25 protein-coding genes are annotated in these 25672 nt (G+C 71.6%); 16 read left to right on the top strand and 9 right to left on the bottom strand.

Annotated elements, in window-relative coordinates; all coding sequences use genetic code 11:
* Positions 1-29 precede the first annotated feature (29 nt).
* The gene (locus ACYVLJ_RS25475; RefSeq protein WP_460440632.1) at positions 30-1415 is read left to right on the top strand and encodes a carboxylesterase/lipase family protein; all 1386 of its coding nucleotides are present in this window, start codon (positions 30-32) and stop codon (positions 1413-1415) included.
* A gap of 34 nt (positions 1416-1449) precedes the next feature.
* Here ACYVLJ_RS25475 and ACYVLJ_RS25470 read toward each other — a convergent pair whose 3' ends face one another.
* From ACYVLJ_RS25470 to rnhA, 4 genes are all read right to left on the bottom strand, one after another.
* Positions 1450-4476 (bottom strand): glycosyl hydrolase 2 galactose-binding domain-containing protein, encoded by a 3027-nt coding sequence (locus tag ACYVLJ_RS25470; RefSeq protein WP_460440853.1) that lies wholly within the window; start codon positions 4474-4476, stop codon positions 1450-1452.
* 154 nt (positions 4477-4630) lie between these two features.
* Positions 4631-5863, bottom strand: a complete 1233-nt coding sequence (locus ACYVLJ_RS25465; RefSeq protein ID WP_460440631.1) for a hypothetical protein — start codon at positions 5861-5863, stop codon at positions 4631-4633.
* A gap of 60 nt (positions 5864-5923) precedes the next feature.
* Entirely contained in the window at positions 5924-6304 is a 381-nt protein-coding gene (locus ACYVLJ_RS25460; protein WP_460440630.1) for a YchJ family protein, read from the bottom strand.
* 32 nt (positions 6305-6336) lie between these two features.
* Positions 6337-6798, bottom strand: a complete 462-nt coding sequence (rnhA, locus tag ACYVLJ_RS25455) for a ribonuclease HI (RefSeq protein ID WP_451983056.1) — start codon at positions 6796-6798, stop codon at positions 6337-6339.
* Positions 6799-6884: 86 nt separating this feature from the next.
* On the opposite strand from rnhA, the gene ACYVLJ_RS25450 reads away from it, so the two are divergent.
* The 4 genes from ACYVLJ_RS25450 to ACYVLJ_RS25435 all read left to right on the top strand — a co-directional run bounded on the left by ACYVLJ_RS25450 (position 6885) and on the right by ACYVLJ_RS25435 (position 10391).
* Entirely contained in the window at positions 6885-7592 is a 708-nt protein-coding gene (locus tag ACYVLJ_RS25450; RefSeq protein WP_451983053.1) for a Crp/Fnr family transcriptional regulator, read from the top strand.
* Positions 7593-8015: 423 nt separating this feature from the next.
* Positions 8016-8978, top strand: a complete 963-nt coding sequence (locus ACYVLJ_RS25445; RefSeq protein WP_460440629.1) for a hypothetical protein — start codon at positions 8016-8018, stop codon at positions 8976-8978.
* A 7-nt stretch (positions 8979-8985) separates the two neighbouring features.
* Positions 8986-9588: a hypothetical protein gene (locus ACYVLJ_RS25440; protein ID WP_460440628.1), complete on the top strand. Its 603-nt coding sequence runs from the start codon at positions 8986-8988 to the stop codon at positions 9586-9588.
* Between the two features lie 20 nt (positions 9589-9608).
* Positions 9609-10391, top strand: a complete 783-nt coding sequence (locus ACYVLJ_RS25435) for a DUF1684 domain-containing protein (RefSeq protein ID WP_451983043.1) — start codon at positions 9609-9611, stop codon at positions 10389-10391.
* On the opposite strand, the gene ACYVLJ_RS25430 is transcribed toward ACYVLJ_RS25435, so the two are convergent.
* Positions 10388-10873, bottom strand: a complete 486-nt coding sequence (locus ACYVLJ_RS25430; protein WP_460440627.1) for an AMIN-like domain-containing (lipo)protein — start codon at positions 10871-10873, stop codon at positions 10388-10390. The genes ACYVLJ_RS25435 and ACYVLJ_RS25430 overlap by 4 nt on opposite strands.
* Before the next feature lie 310 nt (positions 10874-11183).
* Here ACYVLJ_RS25430 and ACYVLJ_RS25425 point away from each other — a divergent pair, with 310 nt between their 5' ends.
* Both ACYVLJ_RS25425 and ACYVLJ_RS25420 read left to right on the top strand, forming a co-directional pair.
* Positions 11184-11630, top strand: a complete 447-nt coding sequence (locus tag ACYVLJ_RS25425; RefSeq protein ID WP_451983038.1) for an HNH endonuclease — start codon at positions 11184-11186, stop codon at positions 11628-11630.
* Positions 11627-11806 (top strand): hypothetical protein, encoded by a 180-nt coding sequence (locus tag ACYVLJ_RS25420; protein ID WP_451983035.1) that lies wholly within the window; start codon positions 11627-11629, stop codon positions 11804-11806. Before ACYVLJ_RS25425 ends, ACYVLJ_RS25420 begins: the two co-directional genes overlap by 4 nt.
* A 33-nt stretch (positions 11807-11839) precedes the next feature.
* On the opposite strand, the gene ACYVLJ_RS25415 is transcribed toward ACYVLJ_RS25420, so the two are convergent.
* Positions 11840-12517 (bottom strand): MBL fold metallo-hydrolase, encoded by a 678-nt coding sequence (locus ACYVLJ_RS25415; RefSeq protein WP_451983032.1) that lies wholly within the window; start codon positions 12515-12517, stop codon positions 11840-11842.
* 108 nt (positions 12518-12625) lie between these two features.
* Between ACYVLJ_RS25415 and ACYVLJ_RS25410 the strand changes: the two genes are divergently transcribed.
* Positions 12626-13831 carry an acyltransferase family protein gene (locus ACYVLJ_RS25410; RefSeq protein WP_460440626.1) on the top strand — a complete coding sequence of 402 codons (1206 nt, stop codon included), beginning with the start codon at positions 12626-12628 and terminating at the stop codon, positions 13829-13831.
* Positions 13832-13907: 76 nt separating this feature from the next.
* Complete coding sequence (gene uvrA, locus ACYVLJ_RS25405) at positions 13908-16769, top strand: excinuclease ABC subunit UvrA (protein WP_451983026.1); 2862 nt, start codon at positions 13908-13910, stop codon at positions 16767-16769.
* A 4-nt stretch (positions 16770-16773) separates the two neighbouring features.
* Here uvrA and ACYVLJ_RS25400 read toward each other — a convergent pair whose 3' ends face one another.
* Positions 16774-17316, bottom strand: a complete 543-nt coding sequence (locus ACYVLJ_RS25400; protein WP_460440625.1) for a fibronectin type III domain-containing protein — start codon at positions 17314-17316, stop codon at positions 16774-16776.
* 222 nt (positions 17317-17538) lie between these two features.
* Here ACYVLJ_RS25400 and ACYVLJ_RS25395 point away from each other — a divergent pair, with 222 nt between their 5' ends.
* From ACYVLJ_RS25395 to ACYVLJ_RS25380, 4 genes are all read left to right on the top strand, one after another.
* The gene (locus tag ACYVLJ_RS25395; RefSeq protein ID WP_451983020.1) at positions 17539-18045 is read left to right on the top strand and encodes a hypothetical protein; all 507 of its coding nucleotides are present in this window, start codon (positions 17539-17541) and stop codon (positions 18043-18045) included.
* 145 nt (positions 18046-18190) lie between these two features.
* Positions 18191-18742, top strand: a complete 552-nt coding sequence (locus tag ACYVLJ_RS25390; RefSeq protein WP_026469270.1) for a sigma-70 family RNA polymerase sigma factor — start codon at positions 18191-18193, stop codon at positions 18740-18742.
* Positions 18739-19455 carry an anti-sigma factor family protein gene (locus tag ACYVLJ_RS25385; RefSeq protein ID WP_451983018.1) on the top strand — a complete coding sequence of 239 codons (717 nt, stop codon included), beginning with the start codon at positions 18739-18741 and terminating at the stop codon, positions 19453-19455. Before ACYVLJ_RS25390 ends, ACYVLJ_RS25385 begins: the two co-directional genes overlap by 4 nt.
* Before the next feature lie 4 nt (positions 19456-19459).
* A complete protein-coding gene (locus tag ACYVLJ_RS25380) occupies positions 19460-19903 on the top strand; it encodes an SRPBCC family protein (protein WP_460440624.1) in 444 nt (147 codons plus the stop codon).
* Here ACYVLJ_RS25380 and ACYVLJ_RS25375 read toward each other — a convergent pair.
* Positions 19891-21303 (bottom strand): DHA2 family efflux MFS transporter permease subunit, encoded by a 1413-nt coding sequence (locus ACYVLJ_RS25375; protein ID WP_460440852.1) that lies wholly within the window; start codon positions 21301-21303, stop codon positions 19891-19893. The two genes, ACYVLJ_RS25380 and ACYVLJ_RS25375, sit on opposite strands and share 13 nt — an antisense overlap.
* A gap of 122 nt (positions 21304-21425) precedes the next feature.
* Here ACYVLJ_RS25375 and ACYVLJ_RS25370 point away from each other — a divergent pair, with 122 nt between their 5' ends.
* Positions 21426-21818, top strand: coding sequence for a winged helix-turn-helix transcriptional regulator (locus tag ACYVLJ_RS25370; RefSeq protein WP_460440623.1), 393 nt, complete (start codon positions 21426-21428; stop codon positions 21816-21818).
* A gap of 98 nt (positions 21819-21916) precedes the next feature.
* On the opposite strand, the gene ACYVLJ_RS25365 is transcribed toward ACYVLJ_RS25370, so the two are convergent.
* Positions 21917-23275 (bottom strand): cation:dicarboxylate symporter family transporter, encoded by a 1359-nt coding sequence (locus ACYVLJ_RS25365; RefSeq protein WP_451983010.1) that lies wholly within the window; start codon positions 23273-23275, stop codon positions 21917-21919.
* Between the two features lie 157 nt (positions 23276-23432).
* Here ACYVLJ_RS25365 and ACYVLJ_RS25360 point away from each other — a divergent pair, with 157 nt between their 5' ends.
* Complete coding sequence (locus tag ACYVLJ_RS25360; RefSeq protein ID WP_460440622.1) at positions 23433-25007, top strand: sensor histidine kinase; 1575 nt, start codon at positions 23433-23435, stop codon at positions 25005-25007.
* A complete protein-coding gene (locus ACYVLJ_RS25355) occupies positions 25004-25672 on the top strand; it encodes a response regulator (RefSeq protein WP_451983004.1) in 669 nt (222 codons plus the stop codon). Before ACYVLJ_RS25360 ends, ACYVLJ_RS25355 begins: the two co-directional genes overlap by 4 nt.

The raw sequence follows: 25672 nt of genomic DNA, 5'->3' as shown, positions 1-25672 counted from the left end.
GCTCCAGGGCAAGCTCCTAGGCTGGGTCCGTGACGACGGTGGAGACCGCGGCCGGCGCCCTGCGCGGGTCCGCGGGGGACGGGACCAGGACGTTCCTCGGCGTGCCCTACGCCGAGCCGCCGGTGGGGGAGCTGCGGTTCCGCGCGCCCCGGCCCGTGACGCCCTGGTCCGGGGTCCGTGACGCGACGAAGTGGGCCGCCCGGGCGCCGCAGCCGGAGCTGACCGGGCGCGGCTTCACCGGCGACGAAGACTGCCTCTACCTGAACGTCTACGCGCCCGCGTCGCCCGGTTCGTACCCGGTGCTCGTCTGGATCCACGGCGGGGGCGGCGTGATGGGCGCTCCGCACCAGTTCGACGCGTCCGCGTACGCGCGGCGCGGCGTGGTGGTGGTGACCGTCGCCTACCGGCTCGGCGTGCTCGGCATGCTGCACCTGCCCGGCGTCGCCGACACCAACCTGTCCCTGCGGGACCAGGTCGCCGCGCTGGAGTGGGTGCGCGACAACGTCGCCGCGTTCGGGGGCGATCCGGGCCGCGTGACGCTGGCCGGGCAGTCCAACGGCGGGCGCACGGCCGGGACGCTGCTGGCCGTGCCCGCGACGCGCGGGCTCGTGCACCAGGCGATCGTGCAGAGCGGCACCGGCGTCGGCTCGGTCGTGCACACCCCGGCCGAAGGCGCGGCGATCGCCTCGGCCGTTCTGTCCGAGCTGGACGCTGCTCCCGGTGATCTCGCCGGTCTCCCGGTGAGGCGGATTCTCGAAGCGCAGCAACGGGTTTCTGCGGTTTCGGGGACCAAGGTGACCTACCGCGTGGTCGTCGGGGACGAGCTGCTGCCTTCGCGTCCGCTGGACGCCGTCCGCCAGGTCCGGTTGCTCATCGGGACGACGGCCGACGAGGAGGACCTGTTCAGCTGGCTGCAGTCGGGCGGCGCGAAGCTCCTGGGCGTCGGCTCGACGATGCTGGGCGCCGCCGCGGTCGAGAAGGCCGTCGCGGCGTACGCCGGGCTGCTCGACTGGCCCGAGGACCAGGTCCGCAACCGCGCGCTGACCGCGGGGGACTGGTGGATCCCGGCGATCCGCTTCGCCGAGAAGCAGCGCGACGCCTGGATGTACCGCCTCGACTGGCGGATCGCCCCGCGCGGGCGCGGGCTCGGCGCGCCGCACGGGCTCGACCTGCCGCTGGTGTTCGACGACATCCGGAACAAGAACTGGCGCTTCCTGTTCGCGGGCCGGACGTTCCCGGCCGAGCGGATGCAGGCGATGGCGACGGAGATGTCCGGCGCGTGGATCCGCTTCATCGCGACCGGCGACCCCGGCTGGCCGCGCTACACGACGGCCGACCGCGTCACGCGCCTCTTCGACGACGTCTCCACGACGGTGTCCGACCCGGACCGCGAGCAGCGTCTCCTCTGGGACTGAGCCGGGGCGGCCACGAGACCGCCCCGGCTCGGACCTAGACGGTGATCTTGTCGACGTTCGGGCCGCCGTTGGCGGTCGTCGCGGTCGCCTTGATCTTGTTCGCCCCGGCGAGCAGGGAGACGGGCACGGTGACCGTCTGCCAGGTGTCCCAGCTGCCCGTGCCGCCGAACGCCACGGCCGACGCCACCTTTGTGCCGTTGACCGTGATGTCCATCGGCCGGTTCACCGTGGTGCCGTTGGCGAACCGCAGGACGACGTTCGCGGCGCCCGCCGCGGCCGCGTCGACCGTGAACTCCACCGCGCTGCCGGTCGCGTTCGTGTAGTCCACGAACCCGGTGCCGGTGAAGCCCGCGTGGTTCGAAGCCACCGTGGCGTTCGACAGCGTGGCGTCCTCGGCCTGGTAGTCCACCGGGTCGGCCGGGCCGGGGCCGGTCGTGCCGTCCGCCGGGATCGTCTTCGTCCCGGTGTTCCAGCCCGCGACCCGCACGGACGGCTTGGCGCCCTTGAGGTCCGCGGTCCGGTAGGTCGCCGTCAGCGTGGTCGACTCGCCAGGCCAGAGGCTGACCTGGTTGTCGGTCCACCGCACCGGCAGCACCGGCGCGCCCGCCGAGCCGAGGACGTGCGCGTCGACGAAGAACGCCGGCACCTTGGTCGCCGAGCCGTTGGTCAGCGTCACCTTGGTCGTCGTGGTGCCGTCGCCGTTGGTCGTCGACGTCGCCGCAGAACCGAGGGACACCTGCGCCAGGCCGGTCAGCCCGGACAGGTCGGCGTAGGCCGACTGCGGCGTGTAGTACCAGTCGCTGGAGCCCCAGTTCAGCGTGTCGGCCTTGGTGGACAGCCAGTAGACGTTCCGGCTGACCTCCTTGCCCGCCGAGTCCGTCAGGACCAGCTTCGCCAGGTACGTCGTCGACAGCCCGCTCACCGAACCGAGGGTCAGCGCGGTCGTCTTCGCGCCGTCACCGCCCACCGAGACGCTCTTCGACTGGGTGAACTTCTCCGTGCCGTCGAGGTTGTAGAGCTTGACGGACGCGGTGAGGTTCGACGCCGCGTCGTGGTTGTGGTTGACCACCACGACGGACTTGGTGTCGTAGGAGTACTGGATGTGCAGCGGCTCGTTCGCCTTCTTGGCCCCGAAGTACGAGCCGTTCTGGTCCAGGTAGGCGTCGAAGAGCTGCCAGTGCAGCGACGTCCAGCCGCTGTTGAGCATCCAGTAGATGATCCCGGTGGCCGGGTTCGAGCTGTCGCTGAAGTTGCGCGAGTGCGACTCGAACTCGGCGCGGACGTTCTCGTACTGCGCCAGCTGCGCCTTCCGGACGAAGTCGTCCAGGCTCGCCGGCTTGCCGTAACGCGCGGTGAGCGCGTCGCCGAAGAGCTTCAGGTTGGCGAACGTCGAGGACGACGACCGGTGGTACTGCGCGGTTTGCGGGCTCTTCCACATGGTGTCGAGCTCGCTCGAGGACATCATCCGCTTGAGCGTGTCCATCGTCGGGATGTCCGGCCCGGCGCTGGTCTCGGAGTTGAAGCTCCACGCGCCGCCGAGGTCGCTGTGCGCCTTGTCGTACCAGTAGTTCGGCGGGACGTAGTCGTACGGGCCGTTCATCTTCATGCCCGACGAACCCAGCTGCGGCGACGACTTCGCCGACGCGGCCGGGACCACCGGCGTGGGCCAGTCCGCGGCGGTGAGCGCGTCGAGGTAGTTCTTCTCGATCGTCGCGTCGGGTGCGAAGTCGCTGCCGATCAGGAACGAGATGACGCTCGGGTGGTCGCGCAGGCGCTCGGCCTCCGCGGTCATCGACGCCTTCGCGACCGGGTAGTCGGCCGCGGTCCAGGGGTCACCCTTCTCGTCGCCGTTGACCTGGCCTTCCCACTTGTCGCAGCACTCCCAGCCGGGCAGCGTCAGCACGCCCATCCGGTCGGCGAGGTCGAAGAACTCGTCCGGCTCGATGTGCCCCTCCAGGCGCACCGTGTTGAGCCCGAGGTCCTTGACGTAGGCGAGCTTGTCCGCCGCGTACTGCTCGTTCCAGCGCAGGAACAGGTCCGGCGAGTAGCCGCCGCCCTTGATCAGCAGCGGGCGCCCGTTGATCGTGTACGACCGGCCGCCGCTGGAGTTCTTGTTCGCCGTCACCGTGCGCACGCCGAAGGTGGAGTGCGAGGTGTCCGACGCCGCGCCGCCGACGTTCGCCGTCAGGTCGAGGTCGTAGAGCGGCTGCCCGCCCATCCCGGCCGGCCACCAGACCTGCGGGTTGTCGATCCCGACCACGCCGAAGGTGACGGTCTTCTTCTCCTTGGCCGCCAGGGAAACCGTCTGGCTGATCGGCTGGCCCGCCACCGTGCCGGAGACCGTCGTGCTCACCGCGCTCGCCGAGTCGTTGCGGACGTCGGCCTTCACCGTGAGGTCGGCGTGGCTCAGCCCGGTCAGCTTCGTGACGACGTGCCCGCCGCGCAGGGCCACCGCGCCGCTGCGCCGGACGAGGACGTCCCGCACGATGCCCATGTTCTGGTCCGGCGGGGTCTGGGCCCAGTCGATCCAGCCCATCGACAGGTCCTTGTCCGGGTCGTTCGGGTAGACCTTGAACGCGACGCTGTTCGTGCCCGCCTTGACCTGCGCGGTGATGTCCAGGTCCTGCCGCGTGTAGGCGCCGGTGACCTGCGCCTTGTCCGCGATCTTCGTCCCGTTGACCCAGACGTCGGCCTTGGACAGCACGCCGCTGAAGTCGAGGTAGGTGCGCTGGGTGGTGTCGGTGACCGTGAGGTCGGTGCGGTACCACCACGGGACCTTGAAGTCCGCGGTCGGCACGTTCTTCATGTTCGTCGAGTAGAACGGGTCGGCGTACTTGCCGTTGGCCAGCAGTCCGGCGTAGACGGTCGACCGCGGGCCGACGGGGTACCAGCCGGCCGTGTTGTAGCCGGGCTTCGAGACCGCCGAGTCGTCGCCGACCTGCGCGGACGTCTGGATCAGGAAGCCGGGGACGGCGGTGGCCGGCGCCGCGGCGGTGACCACCGCACGCTCCTGCCCGGTCGCCGCCGGGACCGTCGCCCCGCTCACCCCGACGGCGAGCACCGCCGCCACGAGTAGGGTCCTTCTTCTCTGCCGATAGCTCACTAGCGCGCCTCCTAGGCACCACGGCGGCGTGGGGGACCATCGTTAGGGAACTTTCCTAACAATTGCGGACGATCGTAGCGGCCCGGTCACCCGGAGAACAGGGGCGTTTCGGTCAGACCCGGGCAGTCCGCCACGCCGCCGCGGCGCGCAAGGCCAGGAGAAGGGGCAGCGAGCCGTCTTCCCAGAGCCGCTGAGGAAGTGCTTCGCTCAGCGGGACACCGCCGGCGAGCGCGGCGCCGACCGCGGCGAGGTCGACGTCGAAGAGCGTCAGCCCGGCGCTGTAGAGGCGTTCCCCGCTGACCGGGCGGCGCGCGGCGACCTCGGCGCTGTCGACCGCCAGCTCGGTGACGCCGAAGAACTCCGGCTTGGCGCCGCGTTCCATCCAGCGCGCGAACCCGACCAGCTTCGTCGAGCGGAGGTCTCCGGGCTCGAGGCCGCTCTCCTCGCACAGCTCGCGTTCCATCCCGGCGCGGACCGCGGTGTGCAGCAGCCGCCGCGTGCCGCCGTCGGGCGTGCGCAGGTCGCGCGGTTCGAGCGAGCCGCTGCCGGACGGCGCGAGCAGGAGCCCGCTCACGGCGTTGAGGGAGGACTGCCGGACGGTGACCAGCTTGCCGTCGGTGGTGAAGGCGACCGTCGAGACGCCGACGAGGTCGGCCAGCGTGCTGCTGCTCAGCTCCCGCAGCGCGCCGTCGGTGTCGGTGAGCTCGGCCTTGCGCAGGTCGTACTCCTCACCGGTGCCGGCGCGCGTGATGCGGAGCGCGCCGAGCTCGTTCGTGCAGACGGCGTCGAAGAACCGGGCCCGGTGCAGCCGGATCGGCGCGGGCCGCGCGCCGGCGGCGGGCAGCGGGTCGCCGCGCATGCCGACGATCGGGCCGTTGAACAGCAGGCGTCCCCGGGCCCGCAGCGGGAGCACGTGCGGCGCGGTCGCCCGCAACGCGGGAGGCAGCCGGTAGGGCTCCTCGGCGACGGCGATGGTGTGCCGCTCCGCCCACAGGTCCCGGTCGATCGCGGCGCTGACCAGCGCGGTCCCGCGAGCGGGCACGGCGAGGTAGTCCGCCGCCGGGTAGCCCGACGGCGGCGGCAGTTCCGCGGTCGGGAAGGGCGCGGCGATGGCGGTGAACTCGAACCCGGCCCAGCGGCGGCGCAGCAGCCGCACGTCACGGGCGAAGGTGGTGACGCCGAGCGCGAGGGCGACGATCGAGAGCACCACACCGACGGCGCTCGGCAGGATGGTGACAACCCCGAGCACAACCCCGAGCCCGGACGCGGCGAGCGGCCATTCCCGGGCGCCGACGAAGCCGAGGTAGTCCGCCTTCGCCCGGGCGCGGCGGGTCAGTTTTCCCATCGCCGCCCTGTTTAGCACGGCGATGGTGGTGCGTGGGGCGGGTTTCGGCGACCCGGCTGGTCAGGCTTCCGCGTCGAGGTAGACCCACTGGCCCTCGACGCGGCGGAAGCGGCTGTTCTCCTCCAGGAAGCCGTCGCGGCCGCGGTGGTGGTAGTGGGCGCGGAACTCCACCGTGCCTTCGTTGTGCAGCAGGCCGCCGCCGGTGCGGCCGAGGATCTCCAGCCGCGTCCACTCCTGGCCCGCGTCGAGCGTCAGGCGGCGCGGGCGGGTGTCCGGGTGCCAGGTGCGCAGCAGGTACGCCGTGTCGCCGACGGCGAACGCGCTGAACCGCGAGCGCATCAGCAGTTCGGCCGTCGGGGCCGCCAAGCCGCCGTCGTGGAACCGGCCGCAGCAGGCGGGGTAGGACTCGGCGAGGCCGCACGGGCACGATGCGGGAGGCACTCGGGAAGTGTCCCACGTCTGTCCATTGCGGACTAACCCGCGTTGACCGGCTTCCCGGTTTCCCGCGCCTCCTGGGCCCCGCGCACCGCGAGGCGGTCCGCTCGCTCGTTCTCCGGGTGGCCCGCGTGGCCCTTCACCCACAGCCATTCGACTTCGTGGCCGCCGACCGCCGCGTCGAGGCGTTGCCAGAGGTCCGCGTTCTTCACCGGCTCGCGCGACGCCGTCAGCCAGCCGTTCTTCTTCCAGCGCGGCAGCCACTGCATGATGCCGTTGCGCACGTACGTGCTGTCGGTGTACACGCGGACCTGCGACTTCCGGGTCAGGCTCTCCAGCGCGCGGATCGGCGCCGTCAGCTCCATCCGGTTGTTCGTGGTCGGGGTGGCTTCGCCGCCGTACAGCTCGCGCTCGTGGCGGCCGTAGCGGAGCACCGCGCCCCAGCCGCCCGGTCCGGGGTTCCCGCTGCACGCGCCGTCGGTGAAGATCTCCACGTCCACGCGCAGACCCTACCCGTCCCGGCCCTCGCCCCCGGCCGCCACGCCGGGTTACGGTGAACCTCCGGAGCGAAGCGGGAGTCGCGGCGATGAACGGGCACGACGACACGGCGGAGGGGGCGCTCCTGGCCTACCTCGCCGACGCCGATCGCGAGTACCTGCTCGCGCGGGGCACCCGGCGCCGGTTCCGCGCCAACGACGTCGTGCTCATGGAAGGCGACCCGTCCGACCACGTCCACGTGCTGGTGTCCGGCTGGGTGCGCGTCTCCTCGATCGTCGAGGACGGCCGCGAGGTGCTCTTCGGGCTGCGCGGCCCCGGCGAAGTGCTCGGCGACCTCGCGGCCGTGACCGGGCGCCCCCGGACGGCGTCGGTGCGCGCGATCGAACCCTGCACCGTCTTCCAGCTGACCGGCGCGGAGTTCGTCGACGTCCTGCACACCCGGCCCGCCATCGCCATCGCCACGATCAAGACCGTCGCCGCGCGGCTGCGGGCCGCCGAATCGGCGCGCATCGACTCCGCAGCGTTCGACGTCAGCCGCCGCGTCGCCGTGCACCTCGTCCGGCTGGCCGAAGAACACGGCCGGACCGTACCGGAGGGCGTGGTCATCGAGGCCGCGCTTTCGCAGGAGGACATCGCCGCGCAGATCGGCGCGGCCCGGCGTACCGTCGCACGGGCGCTGCGCGTACTGCGGGAGCGCGGGATCGTCGAGACCGGCCGGCGCCGGATCCTGATCCGCCGGCTGCGCGTCCTTCGCGCGCTGGCCCGTTCTGAGCCGAACGGCACACAAGGCCCGTGACAACCGGCATCTGACGGACGCCGCCCCGCCGTGATTCTGGAACCCGGCCGGGAAAAGAAACGGATGCCACCGGCCGGATTCCTTTCCGGGTGAGAACGGGGAAATCGGTCTTCGCCGCGTTCGCGGACGGTGCCGTCGCCGGATTCCCGGCGGCCACCGGATACGCGGCGTTCCGTGGCCGCGCCCCGGTCTTCGCCCGGGCTTGGGCGCAGCGATGAGGAGGTGTGTGTGATGGAGAGCCACTCGATCTGGGCGCTGATCTTCGGCGTGAACTGACCCGCGGCAGCCCGGCCGGCCGGCTCGTGGGGGGCCGGTCGGCCGGGTATTCCGCGAATGCGGGTGTCCGTGATTTGTCATGCCCCCGGGGAACCGCGGTTGGTAGCGTTGGCCGTCATTTCCGTCGCGGTGCCGGAAGGGGGTGGGATGACGCCGGAGGCCTTCCCGTTCGTGCGCGAGCTGAACGAACTGCGCCGCGGCCGCGGGCTCGACGCGGCCGACCTGCACCAGCGGATCGGCCCCTGCCTGCGGGAGGCGTGCGAGATCACCGAGGCCGACCAGCCGAGCGCGGCCCGGCAGAAGCTCGTGCTGCGGCTCACCGAACTGTGCGGGCGGCTGCCCGCCGACCTGCGGCTGGCCGCCCTCGCCGCGTTGGGCCTGCACGAAGAGGCCGCGGGGGAGTTCCTCGACCGCCGGATCTCGTGGCTGGCCAGCGTCCTGGACCGCGACCCGCGCACCGCGCGCCGTCGCATCGACCTCGCGTTCCGCAGGCTCGAGGAACTGCTCAGCGCCCCCGCGGCGCCGCGTGACCTGCACCCGCTCGCCGGCTGGTACGTCGAGTCGATGAAGGCCATGCTCCGGCTCGACCGCGACCCACCGGACCTGCAGGAGGAACGCCGCATCGTCGCGGAGGTCGACGAGCTCGACGAGCTGGTGCTCTCGTTCAGCGTCCCGGCCGAGCCGGGCCGCGACCCGGTCCCGGACATCACCGCCGACGTCCTGTTCGGCGGGGAGATCGTCGAGGCGCGCCAGGTTTCGGTGAGCCACGCGCAGTTCGTCATGCGGTTGCCGAGCCCGTTGCGGCTCGGCCAGCGGCACGAATACGGCATCCGCTTCGCGCCGCGGCGCACGTCGCTGCGGCCGTACTACGTCATGACGCCGTTGCGGCGCTGCGAAGAGTTCTCCGTGCGGGTCCGGTTCGACCGCACGGCCCCGCCGTCCCGGGTCTGGCGGCTCAACGGCGTGCCCGGCCGGGTGATCGACGACGGCGTCGACTCCGGCGACGCCCTGACGGTCAACCGCGTCGGCGAGGTCGGGCTCGAGTTCCACGAACTGCACCAGGGCCTGAGCTACGGCCTCCAGTGGTCCTTCGACGCCCGGGAGGACTGAGCAGGTCATGCGCACCGAGCCGGTGACCGCGACCGTCTTCCGGATCGGGATCGTCGCCCCGAGCCGCGGCGGCACCGCCCGCGCGGTGCACCTCGGCGCCACCCTCGACGGAGTGCTGGACGAGGTGTTCGACCACGTCCCGGTGCCGTACCGCAGCCCGACGTGGTTCCGCCGTCCGGAAGGGGACAGCACGACCCTGGTCATCCCGCCGACCGTGCCGCTCGGGTGGCTCGCGACCGGGCTGACCGGCCTGGTCGACGACGCGCTGCGCCGCCGCAACCGCCACCTCAACGAGTTCGGCAGGCTCCGGCTGCGCCTGGCCGCCGACCAGGGCGACGTCGTGCTGCGCCCGCCGCACTTCGGCGGCGCCGCGATCGCATTGGCGGTCTGGCTGTGCGAGTCGGGGGAGCTGAAGGCGGCGATGGCCGCGGCCCCCGAGCGGGACCAGCTGCTGATCGTCTCCGACCGGTTCCACTCCGCGCTGGACCCGGCGGGCTTCCGGCGGGTCGTCGTCCCGGCCGGTGGCGAGCGGGAAATCGCGTGGCTGCGGACGGGTCCGGATACTGGGACGTGGAATACCGGCGCGGACGACGGGTTGGCACCGTCGTAGCCGACGGGAAGGGCCTCGCGATGAGCACGTTCACCCAGGACTGGCAGGACTGGAAGACCCGGCGCGAAACGGACCTCGCCGCGCCGCACGGCTGGCTGGCGCTGGTTTCGCTCGACTGGCTGACCGACGCCCCGCGCGAGTACCCCGGCATTCCCGGCCGCTGGTGGCAGGACGCGGACGCGGCGTACGTCGACCCCGCGGGCGCGTCGCTCGTCTTCGACGGCGCCCCGGTCACCGGTGTTCGGCGGTTCGAGCTGGTCAACAGCGGCGCGGGTACGCGGGTGCTGGCCGGCGACGTCGAGATCGAAGTCGCGCGGCGGTCCGGGTACCTGATCCGCGTGCACGACCCGAAGGCCGAGGTGCTGCGCGAATTCCACGGCGTCCCGGCGTACGAGCCGTCGCCCGGCTGGGTGGTTTCCGGCCGGTTCGAGCCGTTCGACGAGCCGCGGCCGACCACGGTGGGCGCCGTGGTCGAGGGCCTCAGCCACGTCTACACGGCCCCGGGCGTGATCCACTTCTCGTGGGACGGCGTGCCGCACGCGCTGACCGCCTTCAACGGCAAGGGGAGCGGGTTCAACATCCTGTTCACGGACGAGACGAGCGGCGTCACGACGTACGCGGCGAACCGTTCGCTGCCGGTCGCGGAACCGGCGGCGGACGGCTCGGTGACGCTGGACTTCAACCGCGCGACGAACCTCCCCTGCGCGTTCACGGACTTCGCGACGTGCCCGCTGCCGCCGGCCGGCAACCACCTGCCGTTCGCGGTGGAGGCGGGGGAGAAGATCCCGTACGAACGCGGTTAGTGGGCCACGTCGATGACGACGCGGTTGGGCCCGGTGAGCGTGAAGACGTTCACCGTGGTCCGCGACCGCACGCCGAGCCCGACGGAGAGGTGCCCCTCGAAGTCCCCGGTGACGGCGACGGCCATGACGTTGCTCAGGTTCCGCGTCCGGAACTTCTGCGCCCCGGTGTAGGTGGGGCTGCCGGCGGCATCGTGCGCGGCGGCGGGCGTCGCGGTGACGTCGACGAAGTACTGCCCGGTGAGCCAGACGACCTCCCCGCTCGGATCGGCGGTGAGCTCGTCGGTGAGCCGGTAGCTCACGGCGGGCGCCGGTCCCGCCGTCAGGTCGAGGACCACCCGGTCGAACGTGGGGTTGTTCCCGGTCCGGATGGTGGTCATGGCGGGAACGACGGGCGCGGCGGCTTGCGCGGGAGTGACGGCGATTCCGCATCCGGCGAGCAGCAGCGTGACGGCGGTGAGCGCGCGTCGCACGGGTCTGGACATGATGGGCCTCCTGGCGGGAGAGAACCGGTGGAAGTCCCAGCGCTGGGTTCGTGAGGGACGCCTGGTTCGTCCCGGGAGTTGCCCCGGCGTCCCTTATCGTTACCCGGCTGCTCCGAACGGGGCGGTCGCGACGCGGGGCGGTCCCCCGAATCCGCGCCGGAACCGCTATCCTCGTGCCGGGCAAGGCGCAGGCCCCACTCCGAGCCGCAGGCATCCACGCTGCTGGTGGCATCGAGGACAAGACGTCTCCGACTCAGCGCCCGGTTCGCCCGACCTCGTCCGAGGGGCGTGGAACCTCGCGGAGGACGTCGTGGGTGAAAACGCACGCAAGCCGCGGACGAACCGCGCGCGCCGTCGGCAGGCCAAGGAGTACCAGGCAGCACACGGCTGCTCCTACCTCGAAGCGCTCCGGAAGATGCCCCCGCGCAAGGTGACGGTTTCCGGCGATCGGCGCGCGCTGGCCCGGTTCATGCTGCGGGCCGTCCGCTGCGGCAATCCGCGGTGCGGCCTTCCCCTTTGGAGCGGCGGGAGCGGGAGCCTGCGTGCCATGGGGCAGCTCGCGCACATCCGGGCGCTCGCTCCCGGCGGAGTCCGGTACGACCCCGCCCGCTCACGGGACGTCCTCGAAAACCTGATCGTGTTGTGCAGCAACTGCCACTGGTGCATCGACCGGGACGAGGACGACTACCCGGCCGAGCTGCTGCAGACGTGGCAGCGGGCGCAGCTGGCCGACCTGCTCCGGGAGTCCGCGGGATGACCGTGTCGTGGCCGGCGGTGTCGCGCGCTTCCGAAGCGGTCCTGTTCTGCTCGGCGGCCGTCTACCTGGCGATGATCGTGTTCGCCGGGTCCGTCGCGATGCTCACCGCGAAGAAAGCCCGTCGTGAAGCGGCGATGGAGGTGCTCCGGATGCTCCTCCGGCGTCGCCACCGCTGAGGGGGCGCCGGGCGCGGCGCCCCCTCGGAAAGCTCACCAGCCGCGCTCTTGCCACTCCTTGAGCTTCGGCCGCTCCGCGCCCAGCGTCGAGTCGTCCCCGTGGCCCGGGTAGAACCACGTCTCGTCCGGCAGCTCGGCGAAGATCCGCGACGACACGTCCCCCAGGAGCGACGCGAAGTCCTCCGGCGACGTCGTCCGGCCCACCCCGCCGGGGAACAGCGAGTCCCCCGTGAACAGGTGCGGATGACCCGTGGGGTCGCGGTACAGCAGCGCGATCGACCCCGGTGTGTGGCCGCGCAGGTGGATCACCGACAGCGTGACCTCGCCCACCGTCACCGTGTCGCCGTGCTCCACGAGGAAGTCCGGGGGGACCGGCAACGGCGAGGCGTCCAGCGGGTGGGCCGCCGTGTTGGCCCCGTTCGCGCCGGCCACCGCGCCCAAAGCCTGCCAGTGGTCCTGGTGCTGGTGGGTCGTGACCACCGTGCGCAGCGCCGGCCGGTCGGGGCCGTGGCCGATCAGGTCCGAGATGCGCTCCGGGTCGTTCGCCGCGTCGACGAGCAGCGCCTCGTTCGACGACCGGCACACCAGCAGGTACGTGTTGTTGTCCATCGGGCCGACGGACAGCTTGGTGATGGTCAGCGCGTCCAGGGTGCGGCGGGCGGCGTCGCCGCCCGGGTCGACGTGCCCCGTGTAGGTCTCCACGATGTTCACCGTGCACACGGTAGTCGTTTCGCTCCAAGCGGTTCCACCCGCACAAGCGCGCGGCCGCCCCGCAACGTAGGCTCTTCGGAGCCCCTGCCAGCCGACCTCAGGACGATCTTGCCCCCCTCCCCGACGCCGCGCCGGATCAGCTGGGACCTCCTCCGGGTCGTCGCCGTCTTCGCGGTCATCCTCGGGCACGTCACCCACCAGGGCGCTCTCCTGCACCCGGAGCTCACGGGGTACCCCGTGCGGGTGACAGCGCAGTTCGGGGCCGCGATCCTGCTGGTGATCTCCGCTTTCTTCGTTTGCGCCGGCCTCCGCAAGGGCAACCCGGGCCGGTGGCTGTGGAACCGGGTCGCGCGGCTGGTGCCCGCCTACCTCGTCGCCGTCCTGGTGACCTACGTCGTGACGCGGTACGCCGCCATCTCCTTCAGCGGCCTGCCCTACCCGCCCGGCGTCACCGGGTTCCTGTTCGGCGTGCCGCAGGGGCCGCCGTCGAACCCGTCGCCGTGGTACATCCCGACCTGGCTGGACCTGGTCACCAACCTCGGCATGGTGCAGGAGTGGGGCGTCCGCTCGGGCACCTTCTACTACCTCGACGGCTCCTACTGGACGCTGCCCGTGCAGCTGCTGGCCTTCACCGGCGCGGCCCTGCTCTGGCCGCGGTCGTGGCGGACGCACCGGCTGACCGTCGCGCTGCTGTGGGCCCTGATCCTCGTCCCGCTCGCGCTCCGCTTCCTCGTCTTCCCGCCGGGAGCCGCGAGCCAGCTCACCGAAACCGTCTTCTACGGCCTGGGGCTGCACCGCCTGCACGTCTTCGCGATCGGCGTCGCGATCTGGCTGTGGTCGAAGGGGCGCCTCGCGCACTGGCACATCGCCCTCTTCGTGGCCGCCGCCGTCGCGGCGCAGGACCTGCAGGTGTTCCCGTTCCACGCGGCGCTGCCGCAGGACGCCGAGCGCTGGCCCTCCACGATCGGGTTCGCCGTGCTCCTGCTGCTCGTCTGCCTGGCCGCCCGCGGCCCGGACTGGCGCTTCCCCGGCCTCGCGCGGGTCGCCCCGGCCGTCACCTGGATCGCGGGCATCTCGTATGGTCTGTATCTGGTGCACCAGGAACTGGGTTACGTCCTGGCCCGCGCGCTCCTCGACCTCGGCCTCCCCGGCTGGTTCCGCCTCCCGCTGGTCCTGGCCGCCGTCGTCCTCGGCGGCTGGGCGGTCACCGCGTGGGTGGAGCGGCCGCTCCACCGGTGGCTCACCACCCGCCGGAAGCCGGAGAAACCGCAGGTCGAAGGCTCGGAACCAGTTTCTGTCGGTGGTGGCTCGTAGCATGGGAGCGGCCGCCCGTGCAGCCTCCTACCGGGCCGGCTACCGCAGCTGAGAATGACACTGAAGGGACCCTGGCGTGGCTGATCGCCTCGTTGTTCGCGGTGCCCGCGAGCACAACCTCCGCGGCGTGGATCTCGACCTGCCCCGCGACAGCCTGATCGTGTTCACCGGTCTCTCCGGGTCCGGCAAGTCGAGCCTCGCCTTCGACACCATCTTCGCCGAAGGGCAGCGCCGCTACGTCGAGTCGCTCTCGGCGTACGCGCGCCAGTTCCTCGGGCAGATGGACAAGCCGGACGTCGACTTCATCGAGGGCCTCTCGCCCGCGGTGTCGATCGACCAGAAGTCGACGTCGCGCAACCCGCGGTCGACCGTGGGCACGATCACCGAGGTCTACGACTACCTGCGCCTGCTCTACGCGCGCGCCGGCAAGGCGCACTGCCCCAAGTGCGGCGAGCCGATCAGCAAGCAGACCCCGCAGCAGATCGTCGACCAGGTGCTGGAGATGGACGAAGGCGTCCGCTTCCAGGTGCTCGCGCCGGTGGTGCGCGGGCGCAAGGGCGAGTACGTCGACCTGTTCGAGAACCTGCAGCAGCAGGGCTACGCGCGCGTGGTCGTCGACGGCACGGTGCACCCGCTCACCGATCCGCCGAAGCTGAAGAAGCAGGAGAAGCACCAGATCGGCGTGGTGATCGACCGGCTGAGCGTGAAGTCGAGCTCGCGCCAGCGGCTCACCGACTCGGTCGAGACGGCGCTGCGGCTGGCCGACGGCCTGGTCGAGCTGGAGTTCGTCGACCTGCCCGAGGGCGACCCGCACCGGATCCGCGGCTTCTCCGAGAACCTGGCCTGCCCCAACGGCCACCCCCTGGCGATCGAGGACCTCGAGCCGCGCTCGTTCTCCTTCAACTCGCCCTACGGCGCCTGCCCCGAGTGCACCGGCATCGGCATCCGGAAGGAGGTCGACCCGGAGCTCGTGGTCCCGGACGACGAGCTGTCCCTTGCCGAAGGCGCCATCGCGCCGTGGTCGGGCGGGCAGAGCGCGGACTACTTCATCCGGCTGCTCGAGTCGCTGTCGGAGACCATCGGCTTCCGGATGGACACGCCGTGGCGGCGGCTGCCGGCCCGCGCCCAGAAGGCGGTGCTGCACGGCGTCGACGAGCAGGTGCACGTCCGCTACAAGAACCGCTACGGCCGCCAGCGCTCGTACTACGCGAACTTCGAGGGCGTCATCCCGTTCCTCGAGCGGCGCCAGGAGCAGACCGAGTCCGAGTACATGCGCGAGCGGTACGAGGGCTACATGCGCGAGGTGCCGTGCCCGGCCTGCCAGGGCACCCGGCTCAAGCCGGAGATCCTCGCCGTCACGCTGCAGCACAAGACCCGCGGCGACATGTCGATCGCCGAGGTCTGCGCGCTGTCCATCGCGGAGGCGTCGCAGTTCCTCGACGAGCTGGAGCTGGGGCAGCGCGAGTCGATGATCGCCGGCGCGGTGCTCAAGGAGATCCAGGCCCGCCTGCGCTTCCTGCTCGACGTCGGCCTGACGTACCTCTCGCTCGACCGCGCGTCCGCCACACTTTCGGGTGGAGAAGCGCAGCGCATCCGGCTCGCGACGCAGATCGGCTCGGGTCTGGTGGGCGTGCTGTACGTGCTCGACGAGCCGTCGATCGGCCTGCACCAGCGCGACAACCACCGCCTGATCGAGACGCTGACCCGGCTGCGGAACCTGGGCAACACGCTGATCGTCGTGGAGCACGACGAGGACACCATCCGCTCGAGCGACTGGGTGGTCGACATCGGCCCGGGCGCCGGCGAGCACGGCGGCCACATCGTCCACAGTGGACCGTACAAGAAGCTGTTGAAGAGCAAGGAATCGCTCACCGGGCAGTACCTGTCGGGGCGGCGCAAGATCGAGGTGCCGGCGATCCGGCGGCCGATCGACAAGAAGCGGCAGCTGACCGTCGTCGGCGCGCGCGAGCACAACCTGCGCGGTCTCGACGTCTCGTTCCCGCTCGGCGCGCTGGTGTCGGTCACCGGCGTCTCGGGCTCGGGCAAGTCGACGCTCGTGAACGACATCCTCGCGACGGTGCTGGCGAACAAGCTCAACGGCGCCCGCCAGGTGCCGGGCCGCCACACCCGGGTCAACGGCCTGAACAACGTCGACAAGCTGGTGCGCGTCGACCAGTCGCCGATCGGGCGGACCCCGCGGTCCAACCCGGCCACCTACACCGGCGTCTGGGACCACGTCCGCAAGCTGTTCGCGGCGACGACCGAGGCGAAGGTCCGCGGCTACCAGCAGGGCCGGTTCTCGTTCAACGTCAAGGGCGGCCGCTGCGAAGCGTGCGCCGGCGACGGCACGATCAAGATCGAGATGAACTTCCTGCCGGACGTCTACGTCCCCTGCGAGGTCTGCAAGGGCGCCCGGTACAACCGGGAAACCCTCGAGGTGCACTACAAGGGCAAGACCGTCTCGGACGTGCTCGACATGCCCATCGAGGAGGCCGCGGAGTTCTTCGAGCCGATCAAGGCCATCCACCGCCACCTGCAGACGCTGGTGGACGTCGGCCTCGGCTACGTCCGGCTCGGGCAGCCCGCGCCGACGCTCTCGGGCGGTGAGGCCCAGCGCGTCAAGCTGGCCAGCGAGCTGCAGAAGCGCTCCACGGGCAAGACGGTGTACATCCTCGACGAGCCGACGACCGGTCTGCACTTCGAGGACATCAGCAAGCTCATCGGCGTGATCAACGGCCTGGTGGACAAGGGCAACACGGTGATCGTGATCGAGCACAACCTCGACGTGATCAAGACGTCCGACTGGATCATCGACATGGGCCCGGAGGGCGGCTCGGGCGGCGGCACGATCGTCGCCGAGGGCACGCCGGAGCACATCGCCGAGGTCGAGGAGAGCTACACGGGCGAGTTCCTGCGCCACGTCCTCACGGCGGAGTAGCGGCTCACCGCTCCTTCCCGGTGGTCTGGTGGACCACCGGGGAGAGCGGGCCGTAGTGCAGCGTCCGGAGCCGGAAGGCCGAGCCGGCTTCGCCCGGCAGCAAGGACAGCGCGCACGTCGTCGCGTCCGGGTCGGTCACCTCGACCGGGTCGAAGTCCGGCGCGCCCGGACGCCGGATCTCCAGCAGGTACCCGGCTTCGTCGCGCGTGCGGTCGGTCCACGTGAACGTCACCGTGTCGCCGGACGTCACCGTGCGCAGGTCGGCCGAGACCGGGCCCGTGAACGGCTGTTCGCGGTAGTAGAACGGCGTCTCGGGGATCAGGTCCGGGTGCCGGTAGCTCGTGGTGTGCGCCGGCAGGAACCGCAGCGTCGTCCACGGCCCGGCCGGGTCGTTCGCGTACTCGACGCGGTGGCCGTCGCCGTCGTCCGGCCACGTCAGCACGACGTCGGTCGGTGACGTCAGCGAAGCGGTGAACGAGGGCGGTGGCGCGGCAGCCGCGCATCCGGCGGCCAGCAGCGCCACCAGGAGAAGGGGTTTCACGGGCACGGCGGCTCCCGGGACGGACGGGGCGGCGGTGCGAACGTGATCAGCTTAGGAACCCCGCCCGCCCGGCGACAAGGTCGTGCCGATCACCGGAACCCACCAATCCGGCCGTGAACGGGCACCGAACCGCCCGAAATCCCGTGAACCGTTTCGCACGGGCCTCCGTGTACCCGGTGTCGAGGTCCGCCGGACGGCGGTGCCGCCCTCACCGAGGAGAGAAACGCCATGAACCGTTGCCGGACGGCCGTCCTCTGCGCCGCCGCGATCGCTGTCGTCGCCCCCTTGTCGGCCTGCGGCGACATGGCCTCCGGGGCCCAGAACCCGGAGCACGGCCAGCCCGGGCACGTGATGCTGGCCGCGACGACGGTCGACGGTGTCGGCGCGGTCGTGACCGACGCCAACGGCAAGACGCTCTACCGCTTCGACAAGGACATGGCCCAGCCGCCGACGTCCAACTGCAACGCCGAGTGCGCGACCACCTGGCCGCCCGCGCTCGCGGGGGAGGCCATGCCGATGCTGCAGGGCATCCAGCAGTCCCAGGTCGGCACGCTGACCCGCAAGGACGGTTCGAAGCAGCTCACGCTGGGCGGCTGGGCGCTCTACGAGTTCTCCGGCGACAAGGCCGCGGGGCAGGTGAACGGCCAGGGCGTCAACGGCGCCTGGTTCGCCGTCGCCCCGGACGGCGGAAAGATCACCGCGGCCCAGCCCGCGGCCGGTGGCTCCGGGTACTGAAACCGACGGATTTCCGGGCAGAACGAGGAAGGACGGGCAGCCGATGAACACCATGGTCGCGCTGCGCTCGACGCACGCACCGCCGGTGGCGCTGCGGGTTGCAGTACTGTCCTCGCCGACTCAGAACACCGTCGGGAGGACGAGGGTGGCGATCGGAGGCAGGCGGCCTAAGAAGGCCAAGGGCGAGGACCTGATTCGGCAGCTTTACGCCGAGCACGGGCGGAGCCTGCTGGCCTACGCGACGAGGCTGACCGGTGATCGGGCGGCAGCCGAGGACGTGGTCCAGGAAACGCTGGTCCGGGCGTGGAAGCACGCCGACGACCTGCAGAACGACGGGAAGGGCTCGGTGCGCGGCTGGTTGCTGACCGTCGCGCGCAACCTGGTCACCGACCGGGCACGTGCCCGGGCGGCCCGGCCACAGGAGGTGGCCGAACCGGCCGAAGGCGTGCCGACGCCGGCCGTCGAGCGCGATCACGCCCAGGGCGTGGTCGACTCGATGACGGTGCTCGGCGCGATGGACGGCCTTTCTAACGAGCACCGAGAGGTCCTGGTGGAGATCTACTACCGGGGACGGACGGTGGCCGAAGCGGCGAGAACACTCGGCGTCGCACCGGGTACCGTGAAATCAAGGTCTTACTACGCACTGAGAGCACTGAGAGCAGCGATGATTTCGAGCGGAACGGAGGTGGCGCGATGAACTCGGTGGACGAGAGCCACACGCAGCTCGGCGCGTACGCCCTCGGCGCGCTCGATCCCGCGGAGGCGGCCGACTTCGAGCGGCGCCACCTGCAGACCTGCGCGCAGTGCCGGTTCGACCTCAACGAGCTCGTGGCCCTGCGGGAGTCGCTCGACGAGGTCCCGCCGGAGGCGTTCCTTGACGGGCCGCCCGAGGGCGGGGACCTGCTGCTGCAGAAGACCCTGCGGCGGGTGCGCGAAGAAGAAGAGACCGTGGCGCCGGCCCGCTCGACGTCTCGGCGGGGCTTGGCCCTGGTCGCGGCGGCCGTGCTGGTCGTGGCCGCGCTCGGCGGCGGCATCCTGGTCGGGCGGCAGACCGGCGGCGGCAGCGAACCGCTCGCGATCCCCGCGCCCCCGACCGAAGTGCCCGGCACGAAGAGCGCCGAAGGCCGGGATCCGACGACCGGCGTGCAGCTGGCCGCGTCGGTGAGCCCCTTCCAGGGCTGGGTGCGGGTGAACGTCGCCGTGAAGGGCGTCAAGGCCGGCGAGCAGTGCCTGCTGCAGGTCGTGACCAAGGAAGGCCAGGCGGTCACGGCGGGCAGCTGGAAGGTGTCCGAGAAGTGGGAGAGCCAGGGCTTCTCGCTCGACGGGTCCGCCCTGGTGGCGCCCGACGACGTCAAGTCGGTCGACATCGTCACGGTGGACGGCCGGAAGCTGGTCTCGGCGCAGGTGTGAGGCCGTGACGGGCGCGCGCTACCGGTTCCGCAGCACGTGGCTGCTCCCCGGTACCGCGCCCGAGCGGGTGTTCGGCGTGGTCACCGACCTGGCCGGCTACCCGCGGTGGTGGTCGGACGTCCGCACGGTGCGCCGCGTGGACGACGACACCGCCGAGCTGGTCTGCCGGTCCCGGCTCCCCTTCCGCCTCGTGGTCCGGATGCACCGCGACCACCAGGACGAACGGGCGGGGGAGATGCGGGTCCGGTTGAGCGGCGACCTGGACGGGGTGCTGGCGGGAGCGGTCCGCGCGGCGGGCGCGGGCACGCTCCTGGAGATCACCCAGGACGTCCAGGCTCGCAAGGAGCTGCTGCGGCGGCTCGACGCGGTGGCCCGGCCGCTCTTCCGCGCGAACCACGCGCTGATGATGCGGCGGGGCCACCGTGGGCTGTCGGCCTACCTGGCCTGACCGGCGACGCGGACCTCCGGGTCCGCGGCGGGCCGCGGGTGGCGGGCCAGCACCAGACCGCCCAGGGCGGCCGCGGCGAGCAGGAAGCCCGCGCTGACGCCGTACGCCAGCCGGAACCCCGATGCCAGCGCCTCGCGGTGTTCCAGCGCACCGAGGCCCGCCGTGCGGGACGCGGCCACCGTCGCCAGCACGGCCGTGCCGATCGCGGCGCCGACCTGCTGGGTCGTGTTGATCAGGCCGGACGCCACCCCCGCGTCCCCGGCCGGGACGTCCGCCATCGCCAGTCCCATCAGCGTCGGGAGGGCCGCGCCGGCGCCCAGCCCCATCAGCAGCAGCGGCGGCAGCACGCCGGTGAAGTAGCTGCCGGACACCTGGGTGAGCGCCAGGAGACCGGCGATCACCAGGCCCAGCCCGGACAGCAGCACCGTCCGCGGCCCGAACCGCGCCGCCAGCCGGCCCGCCAGGCCCAGCGACGACGCCGCGATCACCAGTGGCACCGGCAGGAACGCGATCCCGGTCCGGAGCGCGTCGAGCCCCAGCACCTGCTGCAGGTACAGCGCCGTGACGAACTGGAAGCCCAGCATCCCGGCGACCATCAGCACCATCACCAGGTTCGCGCCGGTGACCGCGCGGATCCGGAACAGCCGCAGCGGCAGCAACGGGGTCCGCGCCTTCGCCTGCCGCACCACGAACGCGGCCAGCAGCACGGCCGCGGCGACCAGCGCGCCCCACGCGGACGACGAAATCCCGTACACGCCCAGCATCACCGCGGCGGTGACCAGGAGCGCGCCGAGGACGTCCAGGCCCGCCCGGAGCCCGGTGCCGCGGTCGGCCTCGACGACCCGTACCGCCAGCAGCAGCGCGGTCACGCCGATCGGGAGGTTGACGTAGAACGTCCAGTGCCAGCTCAGCGCCTGCGTCAGCGCGCCGCCCGCGATGAGCCCGATCGACGCGCCCGCGGCCTGCGTGAAGCTGTAGACGCCGATCGCCTTCGCGCGGGCTCGCGGTTCGGGGTACATCGTGACGATCATGCCGAGCACGACCGCCGCCGCCAGTGCGCCGCCGACGCCTTGGGCGAACCGCGCGACGACGAGCACACCGGCGCTTTCCGAGAGCCCGGCCACCAGGGACGCGGCGGTGAACAGCGTCAGCCCGCCGAGGAAGACGCGCCGGCGGCCGAGCAGGTCGCCGAGCCGGCCGGAGAGCAGCAGCAGGCCGCCGAAGGCGACCAGGTAGGCCGTGACGACCCAGGCGAGGCCGGCGGGCGTGAAACCCAGGTCGGCCTGGATCGTGGGCAGCGCCACCGCGACGATGCTGCTGTCCAGCACGACCATCAGCGACGCGGCGCACAGCACCGCGAGCGCGAGGCCGCGGGAGCGGGTGGGGTGGTTCTCGGCCACCGTGGTGTCGAATGGCACAGCAGGCCCTCCAGATGAGCGTTCCCCCTGGTCGGTGCCAGGGCACTTCTTGTAACAGTGCCCATCATGTGTGACCATGGGAGACCGCGTAAGGAGGCACTTTCATGTCCCAGGGGAACATCGGTGTACCCGTCCAGGTCACCGAGATCGACCCGGAGAAACTCGACGTCTGCACGGTGCTGGAGGTCATCAACCGGATCAGCGGCAAGTGGGCGATCGGCATCCTCCTGGAGGCCATCCGCGGGCCCGTGCGGTTCACCGAGCTGGAACGCGCGGTCGACGGGATCAGCCGCCGGATGCTGACCCTGACCCTGCGCAACCTCGAGCGCGACGGCCTGCTCAAGCGCACGGTCTACCCGACGGTCCCGCCGCGCGTGGAGTACGAGGCCACGGCGATGGCGAAGGAGCTCTACCAGTCGCTGAACGGCCTGCTCGGCTGGGCGGAGCGGCACCGCGACGACATCGCCGCGGCCCGCGTCGCCTACGACGCCGCCTGAAGAAGTGGAAACGGGCCGCTGCGCGAGGTCGGGGAGACTCGCACAGCGGCCCGTCGTGGCTCGTGCTCAGCGGGGGCAGTGAGCACGAACGAGGGGGATCAAACCGGGACCTTTTCGCTCTCCGGCTCGGGTTTCGCCCCGTGGGCGTCGTCGTCGAGCATCGTGGCTTCGTCGAAGGGTTCCTGCCCGGCGAAGACGCGTTGTGCCTTCTCCCGGTCGAACTCCTTCACCCAGTTTCCGATGAGGACGGTCGCGACGGCGTTGCCCGCGAAGTTGGTCAGTGCGCGGGCTTCCGACATGAACCGGTCGATGCCGAGGATGAAGCCGACGCCGTTGACCAGTTCCGGCCGGTGCGACTGCAGGCCGCTGGCCAGGGTCGCGATGCCCGAGCCGGACACGCCCGCGGCACCCTTCGACGCGATGATCATGAACACCAGCAGCCCGATCTGCGCGCCGAGCGAGAGGGGCTCGTCCTGCGCCGCGGCGATGAACAGCGTCGCCATGGTCAGGTAGATCGCGGTGCCGTCCAGGTTGAACGAGTACCCGGTCGGCACGGTGATGCCGACGACCGACTTGCCGACGCCGACGTGCTCCATCTTCGCGATCAGCCGCGGCAGCGCCGACTCCGACGACGACGTCGACAGGATCAGCAGGAACTCGCGGCCGAGGTAGCGCAGCAGGTGCCAGATGTTCACGCGGGCGCCGAGCCACAGCACGATCCCGAGGATCACGAACACGAACACCAGGCAGGTCGCGTAGAACCCGATCATGATCACCGCGAGGCTCTTCAACGCCGCCCAGCCGGTCGCGCCGACCACCGCCGCGATGGCGCCGAACGCGCCGATCGGGGCGGCCCACATGATCATCGCCAGGATCCGGAAGACCAGCTTCTGGAGGTGCTCGACGCCACGCAGGATCGGCGCGCCCTTCGGGCCCAGCTTCTGCAGCGCGAACCCGACGAGCAGCGCGACCAGCAGCGTCTGCAGGACCTCGCCTTCGGTGAAGGCGGACACGAGGGTCTTCGGGATGATGCCGAGCAGGAAGTCGACCGGGCCTTCGGCGCCGCCGGCGGACTTCTGGACGCTCTTCACGTCGGCCGGGTTGAGGTGCAGGCCGGTGCCGGGGTGCAGCAGGTTGCCGACGACGAGCCCGATCGCGAGGGCGAAGGTCGACATGACGATGAAGTAGACCAGGGCCATCACGCCGACCTTGCCGACCTTGGCCGCCTTCGCGACCGAGCCGACGCCGATGACGATGGTGCAGAAGATGATCGGCGTGATCATCATCTTGATCAGGTTGACGAATCCGTCGCCGAGGGGCTTGAGGCCCTTGGCGAAGCCCGGGAAGAGGAAGCCCACCAGGATCCCGAGCACGACCGCGACGATCACGGCCAGGTACAGGTAGTGGGTCTTGTCCCGCTTGCGCGGGGTCTCCTCCGTGGTCGGTGGGGTCGGCACCGTTGCCTCCAGCTCAGGGGTGTTCCAGGTTGCGGCACACTGTAGGCGCACTCCGGTGACCCGGCTCACTTGTGTTCATTGAGTTCGCGTGGCGATCTCACCGTCCCCTTCGGACACCGGAGCGCGCGTGTGCTGGTATGAGGAGGTGCCCCCGACGATGCGGTCCCGCTGGAGCCTCGCCCGTCAGCTGCTCGTGCTGCAGCTGGCGGTGCTCTGCGTGCTCGCGGGCGCCGGCATCACGTTCGCCTACCTCGACGCGTCCCGCGCGGTGAACGAGAACGCGCGCGACCAGGTCCGCGCGGTGGCTTCGGCGGTGGCGGACGCACCGACCGTCGTCACCGCGGCCGCCACGGCGAACCCGAGCGCGACGCTGCAGCCGTACGCGGTGCGGGTGCAGGCCGACACCGGCGTCGACTTCATCACGATCATGAGCCCGGCCGGGATCCGCTACACCCACCCGAACCCGGCCCTGATCGGCCAGCACTACATCGGGACGATCGAGCAGGCGCAGCACGGCCAGGAGCTGACCGAGACCTACACGGGCTCGCTCGGGCCGTCGGTGCGCACGGTCGTGCCGGTGTTCGGGCCGGGACAGCGGGTCGTCGCGCTCGTCGCGGTCGGGATCACCGTCGCGGCGATCTCCGCGGAACTGCGCGAACGGCTCTGGCCGCTGTTCGGCGTCGCGGGCGCGGTGCTGGTCGTCGGGGCGCTCGGCGGTTGGCTGATCAGCGCCCGGCTGCGGCGCCAGACCCGCGGGATCGCGCCGGACGAGCTGAGCAACCTCTTCGAGTACCACGAAGCCGTGCTGCATTCGGTGCGCGAGGGGGTGCTGCTCGTCGGGCGGGACGGGCGGATCGGGCTCTGCAACGACGGCGCACGCACCCTCCTCGGCCTGGAGGGCGACCCGGTGGGACGCGAACTGGCGTCGCTCGGCCTGCCGGAGGAGCTGGCGAAAGCGTTCACGTCGGCGGAAAACCGGGCCGAGGAACTGCACCTGACGGACGCGCGCGTGCTGCTCGTCAGCACGACCGCGGTCCGCTCGGGCGGCCGGTCGCAGGGCACCGTCGTCGTCCTGCGCGACCACACGGAACTGCAGACCCTGACCGGCGAGCTGACCACGGCCCGCGGCCTCGCGGAAGCGCTGCGGTCGCAGGCGCACGAGGCCGCGAACCGGTTGCACACCGTCGTTTCCCTGGTGGAGATCGGCAAGCCGGAGCAGGCCGTCGAGTTCGCGACCGCCGAGCTCGCGCTCGCCCAGGAGCTGACCGACCGCGTCGTCGGCGCGGTCGCCGAGCCGGTGCTCGCCGCGCTGCTGCTGGGCAAGGCCGCCGAAGCCAGCGAACGCGGGGTCGAGCTGACGATCACGCCGGACACGGTGATCGACGACGTGTCGCTCGGGGTCGCTTCGCGGGACCTCGTGACGATCCTCGGCAACCTGATCGACAACGGCATCGAGGCCGCCACCCGCGGCGGCGGCAAGCCGGCGGTGGTCGTGACCGCCCGCTCGGAGGCCGCCGCACTGCTGCTGCGCGTCGCCGACACCGGGCCGGGCGTCCCCGAGGATGCCGACGTCTTCCGCCGCGGCTGGTCGACGAAGGCCGGGGACGGCCACGGGCTCGGGCTGGCCCTGGTCGGGCAGGCGGTGCGCCGCTACGGCGGCACGGTCGACGTCGGACGGGACGGCGGCGCGGTGTTCACCGTGCGCCTGCCGCGGCAGGAGGCGGACCGGTGATCCGGGTGCTGGTGGTGGAGGACGAGCCGGTGGCCGCCGAGGCGCACCGGGTGTACGTCGAGCGCCTGCCGGGCTTTTCGGTCGCGGGCGTCGTGCATTCCGGCGGCGACGCGCTGCGGTTCTGCGAACGCGAGCCGGTCGACCTGGTGCTGCTGGACTTCTACCTGCCCGACACGCACGGCCTGGCGGTGTGCCGTTCGCTGCGCGCGGCCGGGCTGCCGATCGACGTCATCGCCGTGACGTCGGCGCGCGACCTGGGGCTGGTGAAGGCCGCGGTGTCGGTCGGGGTGGTGCAGTACCTGTTGAAGCCGTTCACGTTCGCCACCCTGCGCGAAAAGCTGGAACGCTACGCCGAGTTCCGGGAAGCGTCGGGCGAAGTCACCGGCCAGGCGGAGATCGACCGGGCCCTCGGCGCGTTGCGCACGACCGAGCAGCCGCCGTTGCCGAAGGGGATGAGCGTCCAGACCCTGGAGGCGATCACGGACGCGCTGTCGGGCGCCGCGGAAGGGCTTTCCGCCGGCGCGGCGGCGAGCGCGATCGGCGCGTCCCGCGTGACGGCCCGGCGGTACCTGGAGTACTTGGCGGACAACGGGATGGCCCACCGCGAGCCGCACTACGGCCAAGTCGGGCGGCCCGAGGTCTGGTACCGCCTGACCCGGGTCTGA

The organism is Amycolatopsis stemonae (genome assembly GCF_054781455.1).
This window is presented reverse-complemented; position numbering and strand designations above follow the sequence as displayed.

Coding starts and splice junctions, on each gene's coding strand:
- ACYVLJ_RS25465 (WP_460440631.1), bottom strand. CDS start 5,863: ATGGGAAAACTGACCCGCCGCGCCCGGGCGAAGGCGGACTACCTCGGC.
- ACYVLJ_RS25450 (WP_451983053.1), top strand. CDS start 6,885: ATGAACGGGCACGACGACACGGCGGAGGGGGCGCTCCTGGCCTACCTC.
- ACYVLJ_RS25445 (WP_460440629.1), top strand. CDS start 8,016: ATGACGCCGGAGGCCTTCCCGTTCGTGCGCGAGCTGAACGAACTGCGC.
- ACYVLJ_RS25440 (WP_460440628.1), top strand. CDS start 8,986: ATGCGCACCGAGCCGGTGACCGCGACCGTCTTCCGGATCGGGATCGTC.
- ACYVLJ_RS25435 (WP_451983043.1), top strand. CDS start 9,609: ATGAGCACGTTCACCCAGGACTGGCAGGACTGGAAGACCCGGCGCGAA.
- ACYVLJ_RS25430 (WP_460440627.1), bottom strand. CDS start 10,873: ATGTCCAGACCCGTGCGACGCGCGCTCACCGCCGTCACGCTGCTGCTC.
- ACYVLJ_RS25420 (WP_451983035.1), top strand. CDS start 11,627: ATGACCGTGTCGTGGCCGGCGGTGTCGCGCGCTTCCGAAGCGGTCCTG.
- ACYVLJ_RS25395 (WP_451983020.1), top strand. CDS start 17,539: ATGAACCGTTGCCGGACGGCCGTCCTCTGCGCCGCCGCGATCGCTGTC.
- ACYVLJ_RS25385 (WP_451983018.1), top strand. CDS start 18,739: ATGAACTCGGTGGACGAGAGCCACACGCAGCTCGGCGCGTACGCCCTC.
- ACYVLJ_RS25370 (WP_460440623.1), top strand. CDS start 21,426: ATGTCCCAGGGGAACATCGGTGTACCCGTCCAGGTCACCGAGATCGAC.
- ACYVLJ_RS25360 (WP_460440622.1), top strand. CDS start 23,433: ATGCGGTCCCGCTGGAGCCTCGCCCGTCAGCTGCTCGTGCTGCAGCTG.